Source organism: Streptomyces araujoniae (genome assembly GCF_050871195.1).
GTDB lineage: Bacteria > Actinomycetota > Actinomycetes > Streptomycetales > Streptomycetaceae > Streptomyces > Streptomyces bacillaris.
Genome location: NZ_CP194070.1, coordinates 1,869,560 through 1,892,453, shown reverse-complemented (window position 1 = coordinate 1,892,453; position 22,894 = coordinate 1,869,560). Strand labels below are relative to the sequence as shown.

The 22,894-nt window shown below is 73.3% G+C and carries 17 protein-coding genes; 9 read left to right on the top strand and 8 right to left on the bottom strand.

Annotated elements, in window-relative coordinates:
* Positions 1–144: 144 nt before the first annotated feature.
* Positions 145–1,002 (bottom strand): type I methionyl aminopeptidase, encoded by an 858-nt coding sequence (map, locus tag ACQ9ZG_RS08070; RefSeq protein WP_028415493.1) that lies wholly within the window; start codon positions 1,000–1,002, stop codon positions 145–147.
* 58 nt (positions 1,003–1,060) lie between these two features.
* On the opposite strand from map, the gene ACQ9ZG_RS08065 reads away from it, so the two are divergent.
* Positions 1,061–1,303 carry a hypothetical protein gene (locus ACQ9ZG_RS08065; RefSeq protein WP_018486810.1) on the top strand — a complete coding sequence of 81 codons (243 nt, stop codon included), beginning with the start codon at positions 1,061–1,063 and terminating at the stop codon, positions 1,301–1,303.
* A gap of 146 nt (positions 1,304–1,449) precedes the next feature.
* On the opposite strand, the gene ACQ9ZG_RS08060 is transcribed toward ACQ9ZG_RS08065, so the two are convergent.
* Positions 1,450–2,775, bottom strand: a complete 1,326-nt coding sequence (locus tag ACQ9ZG_RS08060) for an MFS transporter (RefSeq protein WP_375138333.1) — start codon at positions 2,773–2,775, stop codon at positions 1,450–1,452.
* Positions 2,776–3,158: 383 nt separating this feature from the next.
* Here ACQ9ZG_RS08060 and npdG point away from each other — a divergent pair, with 383 nt between their 5' ends.
* From npdG to ACQ9ZG_RS08045, 3 genes are all read left to right on the top strand, one after another.
* Positions 3,159–3,872 (top strand): NADPH-dependent F420 reductase, encoded by a 714-nt coding sequence (npdG, locus tag ACQ9ZG_RS08055; RefSeq protein ID WP_018486808.1) that lies wholly within the window; start codon positions 3,159–3,161, stop codon positions 3,870–3,872.
* A gap of 324 nt (positions 3,873–4,196) precedes the next feature.
* Positions 4,197–4,379 (top strand): hypothetical protein, encoded by a 183-nt coding sequence (locus ACQ9ZG_RS08050; protein ID WP_028415495.1) that lies wholly within the window; start codon positions 4,197–4,199, stop codon positions 4,377–4,379.
* 142 nt (positions 4,380–4,521) lie between these two features.
* The gene (locus tag ACQ9ZG_RS08045; RefSeq protein ID WP_028415496.1) at positions 4,522–5,637 is read left to right on the top strand and encodes a membrane protein; all 1,116 of its coding nucleotides are present in this window, start codon (positions 4,522–4,524) and stop codon (positions 5,635–5,637) included.
* A gap of 16 nt (positions 5,638–5,653) precedes the next feature.
* On the opposite strand, the gene ACQ9ZG_RS08040 is transcribed toward ACQ9ZG_RS08045, so the two are convergent.
* Positions 5,654–6,463, bottom strand: coding sequence for a site-2 protease family protein (locus ACQ9ZG_RS08040; protein ID WP_109916998.1), 810 nt, complete (start codon positions 6,461–6,463; stop codon positions 5,654–5,656).
* Between the two features lie 268 nt (positions 6,464–6,731).
* Here ACQ9ZG_RS08040 and ACQ9ZG_RS08035 point away from each other — a divergent pair, with 268 nt between their 5' ends.
* Entirely contained in the window at positions 6,732–10,379 is a 3,648-nt protein-coding gene (locus ACQ9ZG_RS08035) for an AfsR/SARP family transcriptional regulator (protein ID WP_499280181.1), read from the top strand.
* Positions 10,380–10,414: 35 nt separating this feature from the next.
* Here ACQ9ZG_RS08035 and ACQ9ZG_RS08030 read toward each other — a convergent pair whose 3' ends face one another.
* The 3 genes from ACQ9ZG_RS08030 to panB all read right to left on the bottom strand — a co-directional run bounded on the left by ACQ9ZG_RS08030 (position 10,415) and on the right by panB (position 13,481).
* A complete protein-coding gene (locus ACQ9ZG_RS08030) occupies positions 10,415–11,281 on the bottom strand; it encodes an ABC transporter permease (RefSeq protein WP_018486803.1) in 867 nt (288 codons plus the stop codon).
* A complete protein-coding gene (locus ACQ9ZG_RS08025) occupies positions 11,278–12,300 on the bottom strand; it encodes an ATP-binding cassette domain-containing protein (protein WP_109916402.1) in 1,023 nt (340 codons plus the stop codon). Before ACQ9ZG_RS08025 ends, ACQ9ZG_RS08030 begins: the two co-directional genes overlap by 4 nt.
* 269 nt (positions 12,301–12,569) lie before the next feature.
* Entirely contained in the window at positions 12,570–13,481 is a 912-nt protein-coding gene (panB, locus tag ACQ9ZG_RS08020; RefSeq protein WP_109916403.1) for a 3-methyl-2-oxobutanoate hydroxymethyltransferase, read from the bottom strand.
* A gap of 182 nt (positions 13,482–13,663) precedes the next feature.
* On the opposite strand from panB, the gene ACQ9ZG_RS08015 reads away from it, so the two are divergent.
* The 4 genes from ACQ9ZG_RS08015 to ACQ9ZG_RS08000 all read left to right on the top strand — a co-directional run bounded on the left by ACQ9ZG_RS08015 (position 13,664) and on the right by ACQ9ZG_RS08000 (position 18,945).
* A complete protein-coding gene (locus ACQ9ZG_RS08015) occupies positions 13,664–15,355 on the top strand; it encodes an MFS transporter (RefSeq protein WP_499280180.1) in 1,692 nt (563 codons plus the stop codon).
* Between the two features lie 206 nt (positions 15,356–15,561).
* The gene (locus ACQ9ZG_RS08010) at positions 15,562–16,266 is read left to right on the top strand and encodes a TetR/AcrR family transcriptional regulator (RefSeq protein ID WP_084995977.1); all 705 of its coding nucleotides are present in this window, start codon (positions 15,562–15,564) and stop codon (positions 16,264–16,266) included.
* 200 nt (positions 16,267–16,466) lie between these two features.
* The gene (locus ACQ9ZG_RS08005) at positions 16,467–17,492 is read left to right on the top strand and encodes an endonuclease/exonuclease/phosphatase family protein (protein WP_109914161.1); all 1,026 of its coding nucleotides are present in this window, start codon (positions 16,467–16,469) and stop codon (positions 17,490–17,492) included.
* 238 nt (positions 17,493–17,730) lie between these two features.
* The gene (locus ACQ9ZG_RS08000; protein WP_109914160.1) at positions 17,731–18,945 is read left to right on the top strand and encodes an MFS transporter; all 1,215 of its coding nucleotides are present in this window, start codon (positions 17,731–17,733) and stop codon (positions 18,943–18,945) included.
* Positions 18,946–19,407: 462 nt separating this feature from the next.
* Here ACQ9ZG_RS08000 and ACQ9ZG_RS07995 read toward each other — a convergent pair whose 3' ends face one another.
* Positions 19,408–21,162, bottom strand: coding sequence for an NAD+ synthase (locus ACQ9ZG_RS07995; RefSeq protein ID WP_109914159.1), 1,755 nt, complete (start codon positions 21,160–21,162; stop codon positions 19,408–19,410).
* Between the two features lie 124 nt (positions 21,163–21,286).
* Complete coding sequence (locus ACQ9ZG_RS07990; protein WP_109914158.1) at positions 21,287–22,882, bottom strand: multicopper oxidase family protein; 1,596 nt, start codon at positions 22,880–22,882, stop codon at positions 21,287–21,289.
* Positions 22,883–22,894 lie beyond the last annotated feature (12 nt).

Here is a 22,894-nt window from a genome sequence, read left to right as displayed (position 1 = left end):
ACCGCCGCGACGTTGCGGCGGTGCGTGCCGGTAGCCCGATCCTCCTACTTAGGTTTACCTAAGTCAACTGGTTCCCGACTGCTTGTCGGTAAAAAAATACGCGACAAATCCAGGGGTGACACCCTTGTGCGCGTTTTGCCCCGATTACGGCAGGGTGAGGATCTCCGCCCCGGTCTCCGTGACGACGAGCGTGTGCTCGAACTGCGCGGTCCGCTTCCGGTCCTTCGTCACCACGGTCCAGCCGTCCTCCCACATGTCGTACTCGTGGGTGCCCAGCGTCAGCATCGGCTCGATGGTGAACGTCATGCCGGGCTGCATCACGGTGGTGGCGTGCGGGCTGTCGTAGTGCGGGATGATCAGGCCGGAGTGGAACGACGAGTTGATCCCGTGCCCGGTGAAGTCGCGCACGACGCCGTAGCCGAACCGCTTGGCGTACGACTCGATGACCCGGCCGATGACGTTGATCTGCCGCCCGGGCCTGACCGCCTTGATGGCCCGGTTCAGCGACTCCCGGGTGCGCTCGACGAGCAGCCGGGACTCCTCGTCCACGTCACCGCAGAGGTAGGTGGCGTTGTTGTCGCCGTGCACCCCGTTGATGTACGCGGTGACGTCGAGGTTCACGATGTCCCCGTCGCGCAGCACGGTGGAGTCGGGGATTCCGTGGCAGATGACCTCGTTGAGCGAGCTGCACAGCGACTTCGGGAAGCCCCGGTAGCCGAGGGTGGAGGGGTACGCGCCGTGGTCGATCATGAACTCGTGGGCGACCCGGTCCAGCTCGTCCGTGGTGACGCCCGGGGCGATGTGCTTGGCGGCCTCCTCCATCGCCTGCGCGGCGATGCGGCCGGCGATCCGCATCCGCTCGATGGTGTCGGCGTCCTGGATCTCCGGGCCGGTGTACGGCGTCGGGGCCGGCTTGCCCACGTACTCGGGGCGCCGGATGTTTCCGGGTACGGAACGGACGGGAGTGATCTCCCCTGGTACGAGAAGCGACTGGCCAGACATGCCAGCGAGTCTAACCAGCGGCCCCGGGGCACCATGGCGATAAGGAAAGGAGCTGTCGATGGCCCTGTTCAAGAAGCGCACGGTCGGCAAACCGGGCGAATGGTACTACTGCCTCCAGCACAAGAAGGTCGAGGAGGGCCCGGAGTGCCCCGCCCAGAACCGGTTCGGTCCCTACCCCTCCCGTGAGGCCGCCCAGCACGCCATGGACACGGCCCGCGAACGCAACCTGGAGTGGGACACGGACCCCAAGTGGCACGACGAGGACAAGGGCGACGACCGATCGAGCCCGTCCGGTGATTGAGGCCGTACCCTCCAGCCCGTCCGGTGATTGAGGCCGTACCCCCAAGCCCGTCCGGCGATTGAGGACATCTTTCAGCCCCTCCGGCGCTTGAGGAGCGGGGTACGGGGGCGGAGCCCCGGGAGCCCGGCCGCCCGGCCGGGCCCGGGTCACCCCTCCACCCGCGCCTCCCGCCTCCGCACCGCGTCCTCGTCCGTCTCCGAGTCGTACCGCACCAGCTTCGGCAGGGCCGCCGTCAGCAGTGCCACCGACGCCACGCACGCCACCCCGCCCGTCCAGATCGCCGACCGGGTCCCGGTCCACCCCGCCATCGCCCCGGCCCGCACCTGCCCCAGCTGCGGGCCCACGCTGTACGAGAGCACCTCGATGCCCGCCAGCCGCCCGCGCAGCTCCTCCGGGATGGTCTGGTTCCAGATGGTCGAGCGCCCCAGCCCGCTCAGCATGTCGCCGGCCCCGGCCACCCCCAGGCAGACCAGCACCACCCACACGCTGGAGAACCAGCCCGCCGCCGCGATGGCCAGCCCCCACACCGCCGCCCCGAACACCACGAACAGCCCGTGCCGCCGCACCCGGGACGTCCAGCCGCTGGTCAGCCCGAGTGTCAGCGAGCCCACCGAGCCCGCCGCGTACATCAGCCCCAGCGACCACTCCGCGTCCAGTTCGTCCGCCAGGAACGGGAAGATCGTGTTCGGGAAGGCGAAGAACATCGCCGCCAGGTCGATCGCGTACGTCCCCAGCAGCACCGGCCGGCTCCAGGCGTACCGGGCCCCCTCCACGATCCCGCGCAGCGACGGCCTGGCCGCGTCCCGGGCGGGCGGTGCGGGGGAGAGCCGCAGACAGAGCAGGACGGAGGCGGCGAACGTGCACACCGTCACCGCGTACGCCGTGCCGTGACCGGCGTACGCCACCACCAGACCGGCCAGCGCCGGACCCGCGATGGCCCCGATCTGCCAGCGCAGCGAGTTCAGGGCGGCCGCCGCCGTCTGCTGGGCGTGCGGCACGATCCGGGCCATCAGAGAGTCCAGCGCGGGCCGCTGGAGCCCGGCCAGCGCGGCGACCCCGCCCGCCACCACGTACAGCGGCCACAGCAGCGGCTCCGGCAGCAACGCGTTGACCAGCAGGATCGCGGCGAGCACGCCGAGCCCGGCCTCGGTGAGCAGGATGACCCGGCGCCGGTCCACGGAGTCCGCGAGCGCCCCGCCGTACAGCCCGAAGACCACCAGCGGCACCAGCTCCACCGCCCCCATCGCCCCGACCGCGAGCGGCGAGCCGGTGAGGTGCTTGATCTGGAGCGGCAGCGCGATGAGCGCCATGAAGCTGCCGAAGTACGTGATCAGCCCCTGGATCCACAGCAGCCGGAAGTCGCGCGAGGACCGCCACGGCGCGAGATCCGGCAGCAGGGCGCGGAGCCGGGACGCGGGAGGGGCGGCGGCGGGAGGGCCCGAGGGAGGGGCGGGGGGAGCTTCGTCGGTCACGAGGGGCCATGATCGGTACAGCGGACCACTTCGGGCAAACCGATTTCCGGACCGCCCGGTTCGCCCGGGTCGCCCGGTACTTTCCTGGGCCCCGGACCGCCCGGTCCGCCCGGGACCTTCCTGGCCCCGGACCGCCCGGTACGTTCCCGAGTCGCTGGCCTGCGGACCACCTGGTGCGTCCCCGAGTCGCTCGCCCCCCCCGGGCCGCCCGGCACGTTCCCGAGTCGCACGCCCCCCGGGCCACTCGTTACGTCCCCGGGCGGCTCGCCCCCGGGCCCCGGTACGTCCGCCGACCGCTCGGGGCGGCATGCCCGGCCGCCCCCGGTCACCCCGGTCCGCCCGAGCCCGCCCCACGGTTCACTACCTGGAAGTAGGGTCGGCCCATGACTACACAGGACAGCAGCGGCAGCGCGCCCAAGCCCCCCGCCAAGGACCCCTGGGACCTCCCCGACGTCTCCGGTCTGAGCGTCGGCGTACTCGGCGGGACCGGCCCCCAGGGCCGCGGCCTCGCCTACCGGCTCGCCCGCGCCGGACAGCGGGTCACCCTTGGCTCCCGGGACGCCGGACGCGCCGCCGAGGCGGCCGCCGAGCTCGGCCACGGCGTCGAGGGGACCGACAACGCCGAGTGCGCCCGGCGCAGCGACATCGTGATCGTCGCCGTGCCGTGGGACGGCCACGCCAAGACCCTGGAGTCCCTGCGCGAGGAGCTGGCGGGCAAGCTCGTCATCGACTGCGTCAACCCGCTCGGCTTCGACAAGAAGGGCGCCTACGCCCTCAAGCCGGAGGAGGGCAGCGCCGCCGAGCAGGCCGCCGCCCTGCTGCCGGACTCCCGGGTGACCGCCGCCTTCCACCACCTCTCGGCGGTGCTGCTCCAGGACGAGTCGATCGAGGAGATCGACACCGACGTCCTGGTCCTGGGCGAGGCGCGGGCCGACACGGACATTGTGCAGGCGCTGGCGGGCCGCATCCCCGGGATGCGCGGCATCTTCGCCGGGCGGCTGCGCAACGCCCATCAGGTCGAGTCCCTGGTCGCGAACCTGATCTCGGTCAACCGCCGCTACAAGGCCCACGCCGGACTCCGTACCACCGACGTCTGAGCCGCCCCCGGGCGTGCGGTCCGGAACGACGTCTGAGCCGCCCCCCGGGCGTGTTGCCCGGAACGACGTCTGAGCCGCCCCCCGGGCGTGTTGCCCGGAACGACGTCTGCGGGCCCCGGGGCGTGCGGCCCGGAACGACCTCCGCGGGCCCCTGGGCATGCGGCCCGGAACGACGTCTGCCGCCCCCGGGCGCGCGGCCCGGAGCCCGAGGCGGGGCACAACGGGGCATGGGGGACACTGGACGGGTCGGCTCGGGGCCACGGGGTCCCGGCCCTCCCGGTCCTCCCGGCCCTTCCGACCGTTCACCGACAGGAGCCCACCGCCATGCCCCGCCTCGCTCTCTACGCCCTCGCCGTCTGCGTCCTCGCCGTGGTGGCGGCCGTGGTCGCCTTCGTCCAGGGCAGCCTGCTCGGGATCGTCTGGGTGCTGATCGCGGGGCTCTCGTCGAACATGGCCTGGTACTACATCCGCAAGCAGCGCATGGAGTCCTCCGCCGACGCGGGCTGACCCTCCCCGCCGTACCCCTTCCCTCCGCCGTTCGGGTCGAGGGGCCACCCTCACGGGCGCGTCCCGGAGACCCGGCGCCGCCCGGGGCCGACCATGTGACGGCCTCGCCACGGCCGTGGCGCGGACGACGAGGGAGGACCGCGTGGCAGACGCGAGGGACGACGGATACGGGGCCGGGAGCGGATCGACCGTACGGGCGGCGGGCGACGGAAGCCAGGGCTTCCTGGGGGAGGTGCGCGACGCCGTCTCCACCCGGTCCGCGCTCGTCATGCTCGGGGTGCTCCTGCTGCAACTGGGCTTCGCGCTCTCCTACATGGGCGCCTTCCACGCGCCCAAGCCGCACAAGGTCCCGATCACGCTGGTCGCCCCGCCCGCCGTCGAACAGCAACTGGTGGCCCGGCTCGACGCCCTCCCCGGCGACCCCCTCCAGGTCACCCCGGTCGCCAACCGCGCCGAGGCACGGGCGCGGCTGCTGGACCGGCGCACCGACGCCGCCCTCCTCGTGGACCCGGCGAGCCGCACCGACACCCTGCTCGTCGCCTCGGCGGGCGGTCCGTCGGCGACCACGGCGGCCGCGGAGATCCTCCAGGAGGTCGCCCGCGCCGAGCAGCGCACGATCGTCGTCCGCGACCTCCGCGCCCCTTCGGCGGGCGACTCACGGGGGCTGTCGTCCTTCTACCTCGTCCTCAGCTGGACCATCGGCGGCTACCTCGCCGCCTCGGCCCTGAACATGGCGGCCGGCTCCAAGAAGCCCACCCTCCGCCGCACCCTGGTCCGGCTCGCCGCGATGCTCCCGTACGCCTTCGTCTCGGGCATCGGCGGCGCGCTCATCGTGGGCCCGGTGCTGGACTGCCTGCCGGGCGCCTTCTGGGAGCTGGCCGGGATCGGGACCCTGGTGGTGTTCGCCTCCGGTGCGGTGGGCGTCGCCCTCCAGTCGGTGGCGGGCACGATCGGCCTCGGCCTGACCATCCTGATCTTCACCGTGCTGGGCAACCCCAGCTCCGGCGGGGTCTACCCGTCCTCGCTGCTGCCCCCGTTCTGGGCCGCGATCGGCCAGGCCCTGCCGCCGGGGGCCGGGACCACCGTGGTGCGCAACACCGTCTACTTCGACGGCAACGCCACCGCCGGCGCCCTGTGGGTCCTCGGCGCCTGGGCGTTCGGCGGGGTGGCCGTGGCGATCCTCGCCGCCGCCCTCCGCGGGAAGCGGCAGCGCGAGGCCCGTACGGCGGGGCCGGTGGCGGCGGCCCCGCAGCAGTAGAGGAGCGGCCCCGGGCTCACCCCACCGTGCAGCCCGGGTTCTGCTCGCCGAAGAACGCCCGCCAGAAGCGGTAGAGGTCGTAGCCGCAGTACCGCTGCACGTCGTCGACGCCCAGCACGCCCAGCAGGGCGTCGATCCCGTCGAAGAAGGCGACGTTCACCCCGGGGATCCACAGCATCGCGAACACGGCGATGAGCCCGAACGGCGCGAACGGCTCCACCTGGCGGCGGATCCGGTACGACAGCCAGGGCTCGATCACCCCGTAGCCGTCGAGCCCCGGGATCGGCAGGGAGTTCAGGATCGCCGCCGTCACCTGGAGCATCGCCAGGAACGCCAGCGCGTACTGGAAGGCGAGCGGCACCCCGTCGAGCGCGTCCAGCCAGAAGGGGGCCGTGCAGACGATCGCGAACGCCACGTTCGTCAGCGGGCCCGCCGCCGAGATCAGGCTGTGCTTCCAGCGGCCGTGGATGCGGGCCCGCTCGATGAAGACCGCCCCGCCGGGGAGCCCGATGCCGCCCATGACCACGAAGAGGACCGGCAGCACGATGCTGAGCAGCGCGTGCGTGTACTTCAGCGGGTTGAGCGTCAGATAGCCCTTCGCCCCCACCGAGAGGTCCCCGCTGTGCAGGGCGGTGCGGGCGTGGGCGTACTCGTGCAGGCAGAGCGAGACGATCCAGGCCCCGGTGACGAAGAGGAAGACGGCGAAACCGGTGGCTCCGGCGAACCCCGTCCACACGGCCCAGCCCGCCACGGCGGTGACGGCGGCGATCCCGAGGAAGACCGGGCTGATCCGCCGGTCCCCGCGGGTGGCTGCGGTGGTGGTCATCGGCACACGACTCCTGGGGCTGGGGGGAACGGCGGCGACATCGTACGTACCGCCGACACATACGCCGACACGTACGCCGACACGTACGCCGACACGTACGCCGACACGTACGCCGACACGTACGCCGACACGTACGCCGACACGTACGCCGACACGTACGCCGACACGTACGCCGACACGTACGCCGACATGGCGGGAACGACGACGACCCGGCCGGGAGTTCCACCCGGTCAACACCGTGACCGTGCCCGTCGCGGACAATGGGCCCGTGCGCTACTGCATCCTCGGCACCACCCGGGCACTCCGCGACGACGGTACGGCCGTCCCCCTCGGCGGGGCGCGGCTGCGCGCGCTGCTCACCGTCCTCGCGCTGCACCCCGGCCGGACCGTGCCGGCCGGGGTCCTCGTGGACGAGGTGTGGGACGGCGACCCGCCCGCCGACGCGCCCGGCGCGCTCCAGGCCCTGGTCGGGCGGCTGAGGCGGGCCCTGGGCCGGAGCGCCGTCGAGTCGGTGGAGGGCGGCTACCGGCTGGCCGCCGGGGCGGACGCGGTGGACCTGCACCGGTTCGAGCGGCTGGCGGGGGAGGGGAGCCGGGCCCTGGAGCAGGGCGACGCGGGCAAGGCCCTCACCCTCCTGGACGAGGCGCTCGCCCTCTGGGCCGGTCCGCCCCTCGCCGACCTGCCCGACCGCGCGGTGCCCGCCACCCGGCAGGAGTCCCGCAGGCTCGGCGCCCGGCGGGCCCGCCTGGAGGCGATGCGGCTCCTCGGGCGGGCGGACGACGCGCTGTGGGAGCTGGCCGCCCTCTGCGCCGCCCACCCGCTCGACGAACCGCTCCAGGCCCTGCGCATCAGGGCCCTGCGGGACGCGGGACGCACGGCCGAGGCGCTGGCGGCGTACGAGGAGGTCCGCGCCGTACTCTCCGAACGCCTGGGCACCGACCCGGGCCCCGAACTGCGCGGTCTGTACGGAGAACTCCTCCACCAGGAACCCGGTCCCGTCCCGGCCGCGTACGGAGACCCCCGCCGTGAGGCGCCCGGGCCCGTGCCCGCCGCGTACGGAAGCGATCGCGGTCGGGAGCCCGGCCGGGAGCCCGGCTCCGCCGCGCCCGTCGGCACGTCACCGGCTCCGCCCGCCGACACGCCCCTTGCCACGACCGCTCCCGCGCCGGGAGCCTCCCCGCAGCCCGCCCCGGGGGCCGACGGGACACCCCCACCCACACCCGCGTCCACGCCCCCGGCCGCACCCCCGCGACACCCCGCCCCCGCGAGCCCTCCGGCCCCGGCCCCGCCCGCCCCCGGCAACCTCCGCGCCCGGCTCACCAGTTTCGTCGGGCGGGACCCGGACATGGCCGCCCTGCGCGAGGACCTCACCCGGACCCGGCTCGTCACCCTGCTCGGCCCCGGCGGGGCGGGCAAGACGCGGCTGTCCCAGGAGACGGCGGAGACCGTCGCGGGGGACTGGCCCGACGGGGTCTGGCTGGTGGAGCTGGCCCCCGTGGACGACCCGGACGCCGTGCCCGAGGCCGTACTCGGCGCGCTCGGCGCCCGCGAGACCGTGCTCCGCGGGGCGGGCGCCGAGGAGTTGCGGGCCCTGTCCGAGCACAGCACCGGCGACCCTCTCGTACGGCTCACCGAGTACTGCTCCCGGCGCCGCATGCTCCTCCTGCTGGACAACTGCGAACACGTCGTCGAGGCCGCCGCAGCCCTCACCGACCACCTCCTCGCCCACTGCCCGCAGCTCACCGTCCTCGCGACCAGCCGCGAACCCCTCGGTGTGCCGGGCGAGTTCGTCCGCCCCGTCGAGCCGCTGCCCGACCCGATGGCGCTGCGCCTCCTCGCCGAGCGCGGGTCGGCCGCCCGGCCCGGCTTCCGTACCGACGCGGACGAGGAGACCGCCGCCGCCTGCGCCGAGATCTGCCGCCGGCTCGACGGACTGCCGCTCGCCATCGAACTGGCCGCAGCCCGGCTGCGGATGCTCACCCCCCGCCAGATCGCGGACCGGCTGGACGACCGTTTCCGCCTCCTCACCAACGGCAGCCGGACCCTGCTGCCCCGCCAGCAGACCCTGCGCGCGGTCGTCGACTGGTCCTGGGAGCTGCTGGACGGGGCCGAACGCGCTGTCCTGCGCCGCCTCGCCGTCTTCGCGGGCGGCTGCTCCCTCGCCGCCGCCGAGGAGGTCTGCGCCCTGCCGACCCCGGCCGACGGGGTCGCCGTCGACTCCCTCGACGTGGCCGCCCTGCTCGGCTCCCTGGTCGACAAGTCGCTGGTCGTCGCCGCGCCCGGCGAGGACGCGGAGATGCGCTACCGGCTGCTGGAGACCGTCGGGGAGTACGCGGCCGAGCGGCTGGCGGAGGCGGGGGAGCGGGACGCCGTCGAGCGGCGCCACCTCGTCCACTACCGGGAGCTGGCCCGCACCACCGGACCGAAGCTGCGCGGCGCGGGGCAGCGCGGGGCCATCGAGCTGTTCCGCCGAGAGTACGAGAACCTGCGCACCGCGCTCCGCCACGCCGTCGCCGCCCGGGACGAGCAGGAGGGGCTCTGCCTGGTGCTCTCGCTCTCCTGGTACTGGATGATGCGTGACCTCAACGCCGATGCCCGCCAGTGGTCCGGCGCGGTGGCCGCGCTCGGCCCCGACCCGTTCGCCCCGCCCGGTGTCCGCGCACCCGCCCTGCTGGAGCGGACCACCGACCGGCCGCCGCCCTGGGAGCCGGAGCAGGTCGAGGAGGCGCGCCGCGGGGCCGGGCTGATCCAGCTGGTGACCGTGGACCACGCGATGGACGAGTGGCTGACCCCGGCGGGCCAGGAGCGCATGCGGATCATTGCCCGCACCTACCGGCCCGGACAGCCGCAGACCTGCCGTACGCCCGGTTCGCTCTGGATGTTCGCGGTCCTGCTCACCGGCGACGCCGAGGGGATGCGGGACGTCATGGACGAGACGGTCCGGGCCTCCCGCGAGTACGGCTACGAGTGGGAGCTGGGTGCCGCCCTGGAGGTCCGCGCCAAGATCCTGGCCAACCGCCCCGACTGGGCGGGCGAGGCGCTGGCCGACGCGGACGAGAGCCTGGAGATCTTCGCCCGGCTCGGCGACGACTGGGGTGCCGCCGAGTCGCTCTCCTCCCGGGGTGAGGCCAACGAGCGCAAGGGCCGGTTCGCCGAGGCCGCCGCCGACTACCTGGCCGCGGTCGACTACGCGCGGGCGCTCGGGGCCCGCTCCCAGGTGGCGGTGTTGCGCGCGCGGTACGCGGGGGCGCTCATCGAGCTGGACCGCTTCGAGGAGGCCGAGGCCATCCTCCGCGACGTGGTGGACGGCGGCGCGTTCGCGGGGCACGACGCGACGCCGACCGCCCGGCTGCACCTGGGTTTTCTGTACGGCCGCACGGGCCGGCCGGCCGAGGCACGGGAGGAGATCGTCCGGTTGCGCGAGGGGTTCAGCTCCCGTTCGGTCGGGGTCTTCGACGGGTTCGTGCTCGGGGTGCTGGCCTGGCTGGACAACATGGTGGGCGACCACGACTCCGCGCTCGCCGGCGGGCTGGCGGCGCTGGGGCACGCGCAGGACCGGCTCTCGCGGATGATGGCCCCGCAGATGGCGTCCACGCAGCTGATGACCATCGCCCGCGCCCTCGCCGGACTGGACGCTCCCGGCGCCCCGGTGGACGCCGCCCGGCTGCTCGGCCTGCAGGCCGCCCTGCTGCCGGCCGGGCATGTGCCGACCGTACTGGAGAGCCAGGGCCTCAGCGAGGCCGAGGAGGCCGTACGCGCCCGGATCGGGCAGGCCGAGTACGCGGCGGCGTACGAGGAGGGCGGGGGCCTCACGGTCGAGGAGGCCACCGCCCTGGCGGAGACGTACCGGCGGGACCCGTCCCCGCCGCCGTCCCGCCCCCGCCCCGGGGCCCGCCCGCCGCGCCCGGCGGAGTGACGGAGCCCGGGGCCTTCGGCGTTCCCGTCCGGGGGTCAGGCCTTCTTGCGGAACTTGGCCACCGCCAGGGGCGCCATCACCACCGTGATCCCGGCGGCCCAGGCGAGCGTCCACCAGACCGAGTCGCCGACCGGGCCGCCCTGCATCAGCGCCCGTGCCGCGTCCGCGAGGTTGGAGAGCGGGTTGTAGTCGGTGAACGCCTGGAGCCAGCCGGGCATGGTCTGGGTCGGGGCGAAGATCGAGGAGCCGAACTGCAACGGCATCAGCACGAGCATCGCCGTCCCCTGGACCGCCTGGGCCGTCTTCATGGTCAGCCCGAGCAGGATGAAGATCCACATGATGGCGGCGCCGAACGTGGCGGCCAGCGCGACCGCTCCGAGGAGCCCGAACACCGAGCCGTTCAGCTCCATGCCGAGGGCGAACCCCATGCCGAGCAGGATGGCCGTGGCGATCATCAGCCGGCCCAGCTCGACCACGATCTTGGCGATGAGCACCGAGGACCGGGCGATCGGCATCGTCCGGAACCGGTCCATGACCCCCTTGCGGAAGTCGTCGTTGACGCCGGTGCCGACGGCCATGGCGATGTTCATGCCCATCATCGCCATCAGTCCGGGCACCAGGTAGTTCACGTAGTCGTGCCGGTTCCCGCCGAGGCTGGCGCCGACCGAGCCGCCGAAGACGTACACGAAGAGCACGATGAAGACGATCGGCATCAGAAGGACGTCGAACATCGACTCCGGGTCCTTCTTGATCTGGAGCAGGTTGCGCCGGGCGAGGGCCCCGATGTGGCGCAGGTTGGCCCGCAGCCCGATCCGGCCCTCCTCGGCCACCGCCGCCTTCGACGGTGCGGGGCCCGCTGCCCCGGCGGGTGCGGGGGGCAGGGTCGTGGTGGTGGTGCTCATGCGGCGACCTCCTGGGGAGCGGCGTCGGAGAAGGTGGAGGCCTTGTCGCCGGTGATCGCGAGGAACACCTCGTCCAGGCTGGGCAGGGCGGTGGAGACATGGGCCAGGGAGAACCCCCGTACGCCCAGCAGGCCGATGACGGCGGTCAGCTGCTCGTCGCTGAGGATGGGGACGTAGAGCAGTCCCTCGTCCGGCACGGCCTGCGCCCCGGCGACGCCGTCGAGCCCGGCCTCCCGGATCGCCTGGGCCATCGCGGGCAGCTCCGCCGGGTCCGAGGGCCGGATGTGCAGGGTCCGGCCGCCGACCTTGGCCTTCAGCTCGTCGACCCCGCCCCGGGCGATGATCCTCCCCTTGTCGATGACCGTCAGCTCCTTGGCGAGCTGCTCGGCCTCCTCCATGTACTGCGTGGTCAGCAGGACGGTCGCGCCCTCGGCGACCATCCGCTGCACCTCGTCCCACACCTCGTTACGGGTCCGGGGGTCGAGCCCGGTCGTCGGCTCGTCCAGGTAGAGCACGGACGGGCTGCCGATCATCGAGGCGGCCAGGTCGAGCCGGCGGCGCATGCCACCGCTGTACTCCATGGAGGCGCGCTTGGCGGCGTCGGTGAGGGAGAACCGTTCCAGCAGCTCGTCCGCCCGGGCCCGCGCCTGCTTGCGGGGGAGATCGAGCAGCCGCCCGATCATGTAGAGGTTCTCCCAGCCGGAGAGCTTCTCGTCGACCGAGGCGTACTGCCCGGTCAGGCCGATCCTGCGGCGCAGCTCGCGCGGCTGCCTCACCACGTCGAAGCCCGCGACGACGGCGCGTCCGGCGTCGGGGGTGATCAGCGTGGAGAGACAGCGTACGAGGGTGGTCTTGCCCGCTCCGTTGGGGCCGAGCACCCCGAGGACGGTGCCTTCGCGGACGTCGAGGTCCACGCCGTCCAGTGCCTTGGTCTCGCCGTAGTGCTTGACCAGCCCCCGTACCTCGACGGCGTTCGTGCCGCTCCTGGGGTTCGTGTCGATGCGTTCCATGTCCACCATGGGACCAGCGCCGACCGACAGCCCGCCGACAGCCCGCCTACATCCGGCCGACGGCCCCGGGGCGCGGCTCCGGTGCGGGCTCCGGCACGGCGTCGGCACACGTTCCGATACGGCTCCGGCACGCGTTCCGACACGTGTTCCGATGCGCGTTCCGGGTGTGCGACAGCCCGCCGATGGGGGATGTCGGCGGGCTGTCGGTGGTGCGGGAAATGGTCGGTGGGTGGTGGCCGGCGGACGGAGCCGTCACGGACCGGCGGCGGCCCGGCGGGTCAGTGGAAGGTGTGCTCCGGCGCGGGGAACGTGCCGCCCACGACCTCCTCGGCGAACTCCTTCGCCGCGTCCCCGAGCACCTGGCGCATGTTCGCGTACTGCTTGGTGAAGCGCGGCACCTTGCCGCCGGTCAGCCCGACCATGTCCGTGTAGACGAGCACCTGCGCGTCGGTCCCGGCACCGGCACCGATGCCGACGGTCGGGATGTGCAGCGCACGGGTGACCTCGGCGGCCAGCTCCTCGGGGACCAGCTCCAGCACGACGGCGAACGCGCCCGCGTCCTGGACCGCCTTGGCGTCGCGCATCAGCCGGTGCGCCGCCTCGTCGCCGCGGCCCTGCACCCGGTAGCCCATGGCGTTGACCGACTGCGGGGTCAGGCCGATGTGGCCCATGACCGGGATGCCCGCCTCGACCAGCAGCCGGATCTGCTCGTGGGAGCGCTCGCCGCCCTCCAGCTTGACCGCGCCGACGCCCGCGTCCTTGACCAGCCGGGTGGCGTTGCGCAGCGCCTGGACGGGGCCTTCCTGGTACGAGCCGAAGGGCAGGTCCGCCACGACGAGGGCGCGCTTGGTGCCCCGTACGACGGCGGCGGCGAGCACGGCCATCTCGTCCATGGTGACGGGCACGGTGGTCTCGTAGCCGAGGTGGCAGTTGCCCATGGAGTCCCCGACGAGCATCACCGGGATACCGGCCTCGTCGAAGACGGAGGCGGTCATCGCGTCGTAGGCGGTGAGTATGGGCCACTTCTCGCCGCGCTCGGTGGCGGCGGCGATGTCGTGGACGGTGACGCGGCGGGAGGACTTCCCTCCGTACAGGGCCTTGCCGTTGCCGACCTTGCTGCTGTCGGGGGAGGCACCCGCGGGGGAGGAGGCGTTCTGTGCAGACGGATTCTGTGCAGCCGAAAGCGACATGGCTGGTGGACTCCTTCGTCATCTCGAGGCGCCCTGACGGCGTCCCCGGATCTCTTCCATGGTGGCATCCCGCCGGGGCAAACGGGAAGTGGGCCCGCGCGACCCCGCCAGGTCGGCCGCCGTTGGGGAAAGCTTTAACAATACGAGACGGTCTCGTATCGAAACGGAGTTAGGCTCGCCCCATGCCTGAACCGTCACGTCCCCCTGCCGCGCCCGGAGCCACCGGGCCGGCCACGCCGTCCGCACCCGGGGCCTCCGCGTCCGCCGAGTCCCGCATACCCGAGGCGATCCACCGCCGCCGCTGGTGGATCCTCGCCGTCCTCATGTTCAGCCTGCTCATCGTGGTGCTGGACAACTCGATCCTGAACGTCGCGGTCAAGACGATCGCCAGCCCCGCGCCCACCGGCATCGGCGCCACCCAGAGCGAGCTGGAGTGGGCGATCAACTCCTACACGCTCGTCTTCGCCGGACTCCTCTTCACCGCCGGACTGCTCGGCGACCGCATCGGCCGCAAGAAGGTGCTCCTCTTCGGCATCCTGGTCTTCGGCATCGGCTCCGCCCTGGCCGCGCTGTCCTCCTCGCCCGGCGAACTCATCACCTGGCGCGCCCTGATGGGCTTCGGCGCGGCCTTCGTGATGCCCGCCACGCTCGCCGTCCTGATGAACGTCTTCGAGCGCGACGAACAGCCCAAGGCCATCGGCATCTGGGCCGGCAGCGTCGGCCTCGGCATCGCGATCGGCCCGATCACCGGCGGACTGCTCCTGGAGCACTTCTGGTGGGGCTCGATCTTCCTGGTGAACGTCCCCGTGGTGGTGATCGCCCTCGTCGCCATGGCGGTCCTGGTCCCGGACTCCCGCGACCCGAAGCCCGGCAAGGTCGACCCGGTCGGCGTCGCGCTCTCCATCGTCGGCCTGGTCCTGCTGGTGTACGGGATCATCCGGGGCGGCGAGCTGGCCGACTTCACCGACACCACCGTGCTGCTCTCCATCGCCGGCGGCGTGCTGGTGCTGGCCGGATTCGTCTGGCACGAGAAGCGCAGCAGCCACCCCGCGATGGACGTCACGTACTTCCGGAAGCCCGCGTTCTCCGCCGCCGTCGCCGCGATAGCGCTGGTCTTCTTCGCGCTCATGGGCGTGACGTTCTTCTCCGCCTTCTACCTCCAGAGCGTGCGCGGCTACAGCGCCCTCCAGTCGGGCCTGCTGATCGTTCCGCTCGCCGCCGCACAGATGATCTTCGCGCCCCGGGCCCGGCTGGTCGTGGACCGCTTCGGCGCCCGCGCGGTCTGCACGGTCGGCATGCTGCTGGTCGCGGCGGGCCTCGCCTCGTTCGCCCTGTTCGACGCCGGTACGCCGGTGTGGGTGCTGTGCCTCGTCTTCTTCGTCCTGGGCACCGGGATGGCGCACATCATGCCGCCCGTCACCGTGGCCGTGATGCAGGCGCTGCCGCGCGAGAAGGCCGGTTCCGGTTCGGCCATCAACAACACCTTCCGCCAGGTCGGCGGGGCGCTCGGGATCGCGGTGCTCGGCTCGGTGCTCTCCACCGTCTACCGGGGTGACATCGAGGGCCACCTCGGCGCGGTCCCGGCCGGGGCCAGGGCGGTGGCGGGGGAGTCCATCGAGGCCACGCTCGGGGTCGCCGAGCGGCTCGGCCCGGTGGCCGGAAAGCCTCTGGTGACCGCTGCCCACGACGCCTTCATCGGGGCCATGCACGTGACCGCGCTCGGCTCGGCGGCCGTCGCCCTGATCGGCGCGGCCGTCGTCGCCCGCTACCTGCCGGGCCGGCCCCCGGCGGCCCCGACAGCCCCGGAGGAGTCCGCGCAGGACCCTTCGCACGCCGCCGCCTCCCGACCGGCGAAGGAGCCGGCGGGCAGCTGACGAGCGGCTGAGGAACGGCTGGGGGACGGCTGGGGGACGGCTGGGGGACGGCCGCCGGGCAGCGCCGGGACGGCTGCCCGGCACCCGGCGGACGGCCGCCGGGCCGGGCCCCGGCCCCCCGCCCCGCCCCGGTCGGCGAGAATCGGGGCGGGCGCGACGGTCGTACGGCGACGGTCGTACGAGGGCACGGCGAGAGGCGGCTTCAGGTGCGGGACCAGGACGGCGGACAGGGCGGGACGCGGGGGGACCGGCGGGACGGTGAGCGGCCCGTGTACGCCCCGGCTCCGCCGGGACCCGGGTGCGCCCCGCCCCCCGACGACCAGGAACCCCGCCGCGGCCGCCCCCGCAGCGCCGCGGCCGAACGGGCGATCCTGGACGCCGTCATCGCCCTCCTGGAGGCGGGCGAACCCCTGGCCGGCCTCTCCATCGAACGCATCGCCCGTACGGCGGGCGTCGGCAAGGCCACCATCTACCGCCGCTGGTCCGGCAAGGAGGAGCTGTTCGTCGACGTCGTACGGGACATGGAACCCGTCGACCCGCCGGTCTCCGGCACCGAGGGCCTCGCCGACGTGCGCATCATGCTGGAGTCACTGCGCACCCGGGGCCTCGCCCAGCGCTCCTCGGCCCTGCTGCACAACATCTTCGCCCAGATGAAGAGCCACCCGAAGCTCTGGGACGAGTACTTCGGCACGGTCATCGCCCCCCGGCGCGCCGCGATGCTGGCGGCGGTACGCCGGGCCGTCGCCGCCGGGGAACTGCGCGACGACCTCGACGTGGAGCTGATCGACGACCTCTTCGTCGGCCCGGTGCTGGTCCGTACCGTCCACCGCCCGGAGGCCCCCCTCCCCGACGACCTCGTCGACCGCCTCATGACGGCACTGCTCCAGGGGCTGGCCCCCCGGCGAGTGTGATCGTTCTGTCACAAGCCCCCACCGCCGGTCCCGTACCGGAACCTCCCGTCCCGCTCCACTCGTCCTGCAGACGAAGGGCCGCCGCCGACGGACCGACGCCGGGGCCGGCGCAGGGAAGTCGACGGCGGGAAAGACGCCACCCATCACCTAGGGTCGAGGGGCGCGGCGATGTGTACGGCAAGGCAGTGAGGACGGGCGCGATGGTGCAGGCGTACGGGGCGGACACGGGCAACGGCAGCGCGGAGCGGCCGCAGCCCGGGGAGAGCCGCTTCCGGGGCCTTCTGGACAGAGCGAGGCGGGACCCGGGGATCTGGCGGCGCGGCATCGTGCTGGCCCTCTGCTCGGTGGTGCTGACGCTCGTGATGGCCGTCCACGCGCAGATCCCGAACCGGGTCGGCAACCTCGGCAGCCTCATCGAGACGTTCCTGCCGTGGATCGCGGTGTTCATCCCGGTGCTGCTGCTCCTGGCCCTGGTGCGGCGCTCCGCCACCGCGCTGATCGCCCTGCTGCTGCCCGCCGTGGTCTGGCTCAACACGTTCGGCGGCCTGATCACCGACAAGTCCGGCACCGGCGGCGACCTCACCGTGGCCACCCACAACGTCAACGCGGGCAACCCGGACCCCGCCGGCACCGCCCAGCAGGTCGCGGGCTCCGGGGCCGACGTGGTGGCCCTCCAGGAGCTGCCGGGCTCGAAGGTGTCCACGTACGAGAAGTCGCTCGCCGCCCGCTACCCGTACCACTCGGTCCAGGGCACCGTCGGGCTGTGGAGCAAGTACCCGCTCAGCAACACCCGGCCGGTCGACATCAAGATGGGCTGGACCCGGGCGATGCGCTCCACGGTCAAGGCGCCCCAGGGCGAGGTCGCGGTGTACGTGGCCCACCTGCCGTCGGTCCGGGTCAAGCTGCGCGCCGGGTTCACCGCCAACCAGCGCGACAGCAGCGCCGACGCCCTGGGCGAGGCCATCGCGGACGAGCCGGTCGAGCGGGTCGTCCTCCTCGGTGACCTGAACGGCACGATGAACGACCGCTCCCTCAAGGCGGTCACCTCCCAGATGCGCTCCACCCAGGGCGCGGTCGGCGACGGCTTCGGCTTCAGCTGGCCCGCGTCGTTCCCGATGGCCCGGATCGACCAGATCATGGTCAAGGGCGTCGAGCCGAAGTCCTCGTGGACCCTGGCCGCGACCGACAGCGACCACCTGCCGCTGGCGGCCCGCGTACAGCTGTGACCGTGGTGACCGTGCGCGGGGACGGCGGAGCACCGAGCGTCTGCGACAATTAGTTCAAGTCGCTTACATAAAGAAGGCCGGAAGAGAAGACCGGAAGGCCGGAAGAAGCCAGAAGACCCAGCCGTCGCCCGGCACCCCAGCCGAGGCGACGGCTCTTCGCTGTCCTTCCCCCTTCCGGCCCCCGGGCCCCGGCCCTCCGCGCTTCCCGCTCCCCGCTCCGAGATTGCGAAGGTTCCCCATGCCCCTGGCCCTGCTCGCCCTGGCCGTGAGCGCCTTCGGCATCGGCACGACCGAGTTCGTCATGATGGGCCTGCTGCCCAATGTGGCGGACGACCTGGGCACGTCCGTGCCGACCGCCGGCCACCTCGTCTCGGCGTACGCGATCGGCGTCGTCCTGGGCGCACCCCTGCTCACCGGCCTCGGCTCCCGCGTGCCGCGCAAGAAGATGCTGCTGCTCCTGATGGCGCTCTTCACCGTCGGCAACCTGGCCTCCGCGCTCGCCCCCGACTTCGGCTGGCTGCTGGCGGGCCGCTTCCTCGCCGGACTCCCGCACGGCGCGTTCTTCGGCGTCGGCGCGGTGGTCGCCGCCCGGATGGCCGCCGAGGGCAGGCAGGCGCGGGCGGTGGCGACGATGTTCCTCGGCCTGACGGTCGCCAACATCGTCGGCGTACCGGCGGCGACCCTGCTCGGCCAGCACCTCGGCTGGCGCGCCACCTTCCTCGTCGTCGCGGCGATCGGCCTGGCGGCGATGGCGGCCCTGGCCCGCCTGGTGCCCCGGATCCCGGTCGAGGCGCACCAGGAGGTACGCCGCGAACTCCGCGCCCTCGGCAACCGTCAGGTGCTCCTCGGCCTGCTCACGGCCGTCTTCGGCTTCGCGGGGGTCTTCGCGGTGTACTCGTACCTCTCGGCGATGACCACCGAGGCGATGGGCTTCGGCGAGTCCTCGGTCACCCTCGTCCTGGCCCTCTTCGGCATCGGGATGACCCTGGGAGCCCTGGCGGCGGGCCCGCTCACGGACCGGGCCCTGCGCCCGACCCTGTACGGGTCGCTCGGCGCGCTGGCGGTGGTGCTGGTGGCGTTCCCGTTCACGGTGCACGTGCCGTGGGCGGCGCTGGTGATGGTGACGCTGCTGGGGGCGGTCGGCTTCATGACGACGACCCCGCTCCAACTGCTGGTCATGAACAAGGCGAAGGACGCCCCCACCCTGGCCTCCGCCTCCAACCACTCCGCCTTCAACCTGGCCAACGCGGGCGGCGCCTGGCTCGGCGGAGCGGCGATAGCGGCGGGCTGGGGCTGGACGTCCCCGGCGTTCGTCGGCGCGGCACTGGCGGTGACGGGCCTCGCGATAGCCGTGACGGCGGGATTCCTGGACCGGGGCGACGGGGGAGGGGCCCGGGTGGTGGCAGCACACCGAGCCCGTCCGACGACCACTTCCAGCCCGTCCGGCGTCTGAGGACGGAACCGTCGAGCGGGACGGGCCCGCAGGACCATCGGCCCGAGGCCCACCCGGCCCCGTCCGGCCCGTCCGGGGACACTCTCTCCAGCCCTTCCGGTGTCTGAGGGCGGAGCCGTTGAGCGGGACGGACCCGCAGGAGCATCGGCCCGATGCCCACCCGGCCCCATCCGGCCCGTGCGGAAACACCTTCTCCAGCCCGTCCGGCGTTTCAGGGCGGAGCGGTCGCGCGGGACGGGCCCGGGGTAGCACAGCCTTCGCCCAGGTCGGCCCCATCCGGCGCGTCCGGAAACACCTTCTCCAGCCCGTCCGGCGCTTGAGGACGGAACCGTCACGCCGGACGGGCCCGGGGCAACACCGCCCCCGGGCACGCGCACGGCACCCCGGCCCGTCCGGCGCCTGAGGACGAAGGCGGCCACCGGACGCCCCCGGTGACGCCCGTGGCCCGCCCCCGCGAACCCGCTAGGACGACTCCCGCCACCGGTTCGTGATCGGCAGCCGCCGGTCTTTCCCGAACCCCTTCGGCGAGATCTTCGTCCCCGGCGGATACTGCCGCCGCTTGTACTCGGCGGTGTCCACCATCCGCAACGTCTTCGCCACCAGCTCCGCGTCGAACCCGGCCGCCACGATGGCATCGAGACCCTGGTCCCGGTCCACGTACAGCTCCAGGATCGCGTCGAGCACCTCGTAGTCCGGCAGCGAGTCCGTGTCGACCTGACCCGGCCGCAGCTCCGCGCTCGGCGGCTTGGTGATCGAGGCCTCGGGGATCGGCGGGGTCTGGCCCCGCTCCTCCGCCGCCCGGTTGCGCCACTTCGCCAGCCGGAAGACCGACGACTTGTAGACGTCCTTGATCGGCCCGTACGCGCCCACCGCGTCCCCGTACAGCGTGGAGTAGCCGACCGCCAGCTCCGACTTGTTGCCGGGCGCCAGCACGATCTGCCCCTCCTGGTTGGAGATGCCCATCAGCGTCGTCCCGCGCAGCCGCGCCTGGAGGTTCTCCTCCGCGAGACCGGTGAGCCCCAGGGACTCCATGTACGCGTCGAACATCGGGGCGATCGACACCGTACGGAAGTTGAGCCCGGTCCGCCGGGCCAGCTCGGCCGCGTCGCCCTTGGAGTGGTCCGAGGAGTACTTGGACGGCATGGAGACGCCGTACACGTTCTCCGCCCCGAGCGCATCGCAGGCGATGGCCGCGCAGAGCGCCGAGTCGATCCCCCCGGAGAGCCCGAGCAGCACACTGCTGAAACCGTTCTTCGCGGCGTACGCACGCAGCCCGACGACCAGCGCGGAGTAGATCTCCTCGTCGTCCTCCAGCCGCTCCGCGTACCCGCCCGCCAGCTCCGGCTCGTACGCGTCCACCGGCCGGTCCGACAGCACCACGTGGTCGATCCGCAGCCCGTCGTCCACGACCCCCGACGGCGCCGCGGGGGCGGCCGCGGGCAGCTCCAGATCGAGGATCACGCTGCCCTCGGAGAACTGCGGGGCGCGGGCGATGACCTCGCCCTCCTTGTCGACGACGATCGAGTCCCCGTCGAAGACCAGCTCGTCCTGCCCGCCGATCATCGCCAGATAGGCCGTCGTGCACCCGGCCTCCTGGGCCCGCTTGCGGACCAGCTCCAGCCGGGTGTCGTCCTTGTCCTGCTCGTACGGCGAGGCGTTGATCGACAGCAGCAGCCCGGCCCCGGCGGCCCGGGCGGCCGGGACGCGCCCGCCGTCCTGCCACAGGTCCTCGCAGATCGCGAGGGCCACATCGACGCCGTGGACGCGGACGACGGGCATCGAGTCGCCCGGCACGAAGTACCGGAACTCGTCGAAGACGCCGTAGTTCGGCAGGTGGTGCTTGGCGAAGTTGAGGGCGATCCCGCCGCGGTGGAGCACGGCGGCCGCGTTGCGCGGGGACCCGGCGGGCTGCCCGTACCGCGCGGCGGCGTGCTCGGAGCGGTCCAGATAGCCGACGACGACCGGCAGCTCGCCGAAGCCCTCCGCGTCGAGCCGGGCGGCCAGCGCGCGCAGCGCCTGCCGGGAGGCCTCGACGAAGGACGACCGCAGGGCCAGGTCCTCGACGGGGTAGCCGGTCAGCACCATCTCGGGGAACGCCACGAGGTGGGCGCCCTGTTCGGCGGCGTGCCGGGTCCAGTGGACGATCGCCTCGGAGTTGCCGGCGAGGTCGCCGACGGTCGAGTCGATCTGATTCAGTGCGAGGCGTAGTTGAGGCACGTCCGCCAGTGTAATCGTCTTTCTGACGCGATGTCCCGGCGGCCCGGGCAAAATCTCCCCGGGCCCACCGGAACCGCAGGTCAGAGCCGCCTAGGTGCTCCCGACCCGCACCGCGCCCGGACGGCTAGCCCCGATACCCGAGGACGGTCATCATCCCGGCCTCCGCGTGGTAGACGTTGTGGCAGTGGACCATCCACAGCCCCGGATTGTCGGCGTCGAAGTCCACCGTCAGCGACCGGTGCGGCAGCACGATCGCGGTGTCCTTACGGGCCCCGGCGGCGTTCCCCGCCAGCGCGAAGGTGTGGCCGTGCAGATGGAGCGGGTGCCACATGGCCGTCGCGTTGTCGAAGACGACCCGCACCCGCTCCCCGGCCCCCACCGGCCGCCGGTGCTCCGCGCTGTACGGCCTCCCGTCGAAGGCCCAGTCGTACTTCTCCATCCCGCCCGTGAGCCGCATCCGGATCGTCCGGTCCGGCGCCCGCTCCTTCAGCGCCACCGACGGGTCCGGCACCAGCCGCCCCGCCTCGACGAGCTGCCCGTCCAGCTCTCCGGGCCGTACGGAGGCGGCGGGCGCGGCCCCGCTCCCGGTCCGCAGCACCGCGAGCGCGGACGCCCTCTTCCCCTCGGCCAGGGCGGTGAGCGGGAAGACCCCGTCCCCGGCGGTGACGAGGACGTCGTACCGCTCGCCCATCCCCAGCAGCAGCGCGTCCCCGGTGGCGTGCCGTACGGGGAAGCCGTCGGTGTGGGTGACGGTCAGCCGGTGGCCGCCGAGCGCGACCCGGAAGGCGGTGTCGCCCCCCGCGTTGATGATCCGCAGCCGGATACGGTCCCCGGGCCGCGCCCGGAACGTCTCCGGATCGTCGGCCACGCGTCCGTTCACGAGGTAGTGCGGATAGGCGACGTCACCGGCGTCGCCACCGAGCAGCTCACTGCGCGCGCCCATCATCATCCGTGAGGGACCGTCGGGCCCGCCCTCGGCCGGATCGTCCTCCCCGGACATGGTGTGCGCCCCGTGATCCATCCCGTCGTGCCCGCCGCCCATGCCGCCGGACAGTTCCTTGAGCACGGCGTCCGGAGTGGAGCCCGCCACCCCGTCGACCCAGTCGTCGAGGACGACGACCCACTCCTTGTCGTACGGGAGCGGCTCCTTCGGGTCCTCCACGACGAGCGGTGCGTACAGCCCGCGGTCCTGCTGGACGCCGGAGTGGGGGTGGAACCAGTACGTACCCGGGTGCGGCAGGGTGAACCGGTAGCGGAAGTCGGCCCCCGGCGCGACGGCCCGCTGGGTGAGCCCGGGGACGCCGTCCATGTCGTTGCGCAGGGCGAGGCCGTGCCAGTGCATCGAGGTGGGCTGGGGGAGGTGGTTGGCCAGGGTGAGGTCGAGGGTCTCCCCGGCGGTCACCCGCACCTCACGCCCGGGCAGCCGGTCCCTGTAGGCCCAGGAGGCGACGGTGGTGCCGCCGCCCAGATCGAGCCGGGCGCGGGTGGCGGTGAGGGAGACCTTCCGTACGGGACCGGAGCCGCGCGCCTTCTCGGCCGCAGCGACCTCCTCGCCGTCCGGGGAGACGTACGTACCGGAGGCCTGGGCACCGGCCGGTGCGTCGGGGCCGCCGTGACCGCCCCCGTGGCCGCCGCCGTCGGAACAGGCGGCGAGGACTCCCGTACCGGCGACGGCGAGAGCGGCGCCGAGCACGGCGCGTCGGGTGGGCTGTGTGGACATGCTGAATACACC

Coding starts and splice junctions, on each gene's coding strand:
- map (WP_028415493.1), bottom strand. CDS start 1,002: ATGTCTGGCCAGTCGCTTCTCGTACCAGGGGAGATCACTCCCGTCCGT.
- ACQ9ZG_RS08065 (WP_018486810.1), top strand. CDS start 1,061: ATGGCCCTGTTCAAGAAGCGCACGGTCGGCAAACCGGGCGAATGGTAC.
- npdG (WP_018486808.1), top strand. CDS start 3,159: ATGACTACACAGGACAGCAGCGGCAGCGCGCCCAAGCCCCCCGCCAAG.
- ACQ9ZG_RS08050 (WP_028415495.1), top strand. CDS start 4,197: ATGCCCCGCCTCGCTCTCTACGCCCTCGCCGTCTGCGTCCTCGCCGTG.
- ACQ9ZG_RS08040 (WP_109916998.1), bottom strand. CDS start 6,463: ATGACCACCACCGCAGCCACCCGCGGGGACCGGCGGATCAGCCCGGTC.
- ACQ9ZG_RS08030 (WP_018486803.1), bottom strand. CDS start 11,281: ATGAGCACCACCACCACGACCCTGCCCCCCGCACCCGCCGGGGCAGCG.
- ACQ9ZG_RS08025 (WP_109916402.1), bottom strand. CDS start 12,300: ATGGTGGACATGGAACGCATCGACACGAACCCCAGGAGCGGCACGAAC.
- panB (WP_109916403.1), bottom strand. CDS start 13,481: ATGTCGCTTTCGGCTGCACAGAATCCGTCTGCACAGAACGCCTCCTCC.
- ACQ9ZG_RS08015 (WP_499280180.1), top strand. CDS start 13,664: ATGCCTGAACCGTCACGTCCCCCTGCCGCGCCCGGAGCCACCGGGCCG.
- ACQ9ZG_RS08005 (WP_109914161.1), top strand. CDS start 16,467: ATGGTGCAGGCGTACGGGGCGGACACGGGCAACGGCAGCGCGGAGCGG.
- ACQ9ZG_RS08000 (WP_109914160.1), top strand. CDS start 17,731: ATGCCCCTGGCCCTGCTCGCCCTGGCCGTGAGCGCCTTCGGCATCGGC.
- ACQ9ZG_RS07990 (WP_109914158.1), bottom strand. CDS start 22,882: ATGTCCACACAGCCCACCCGACGCGCCGTGCTCGGCGCCGCTCTCGCC.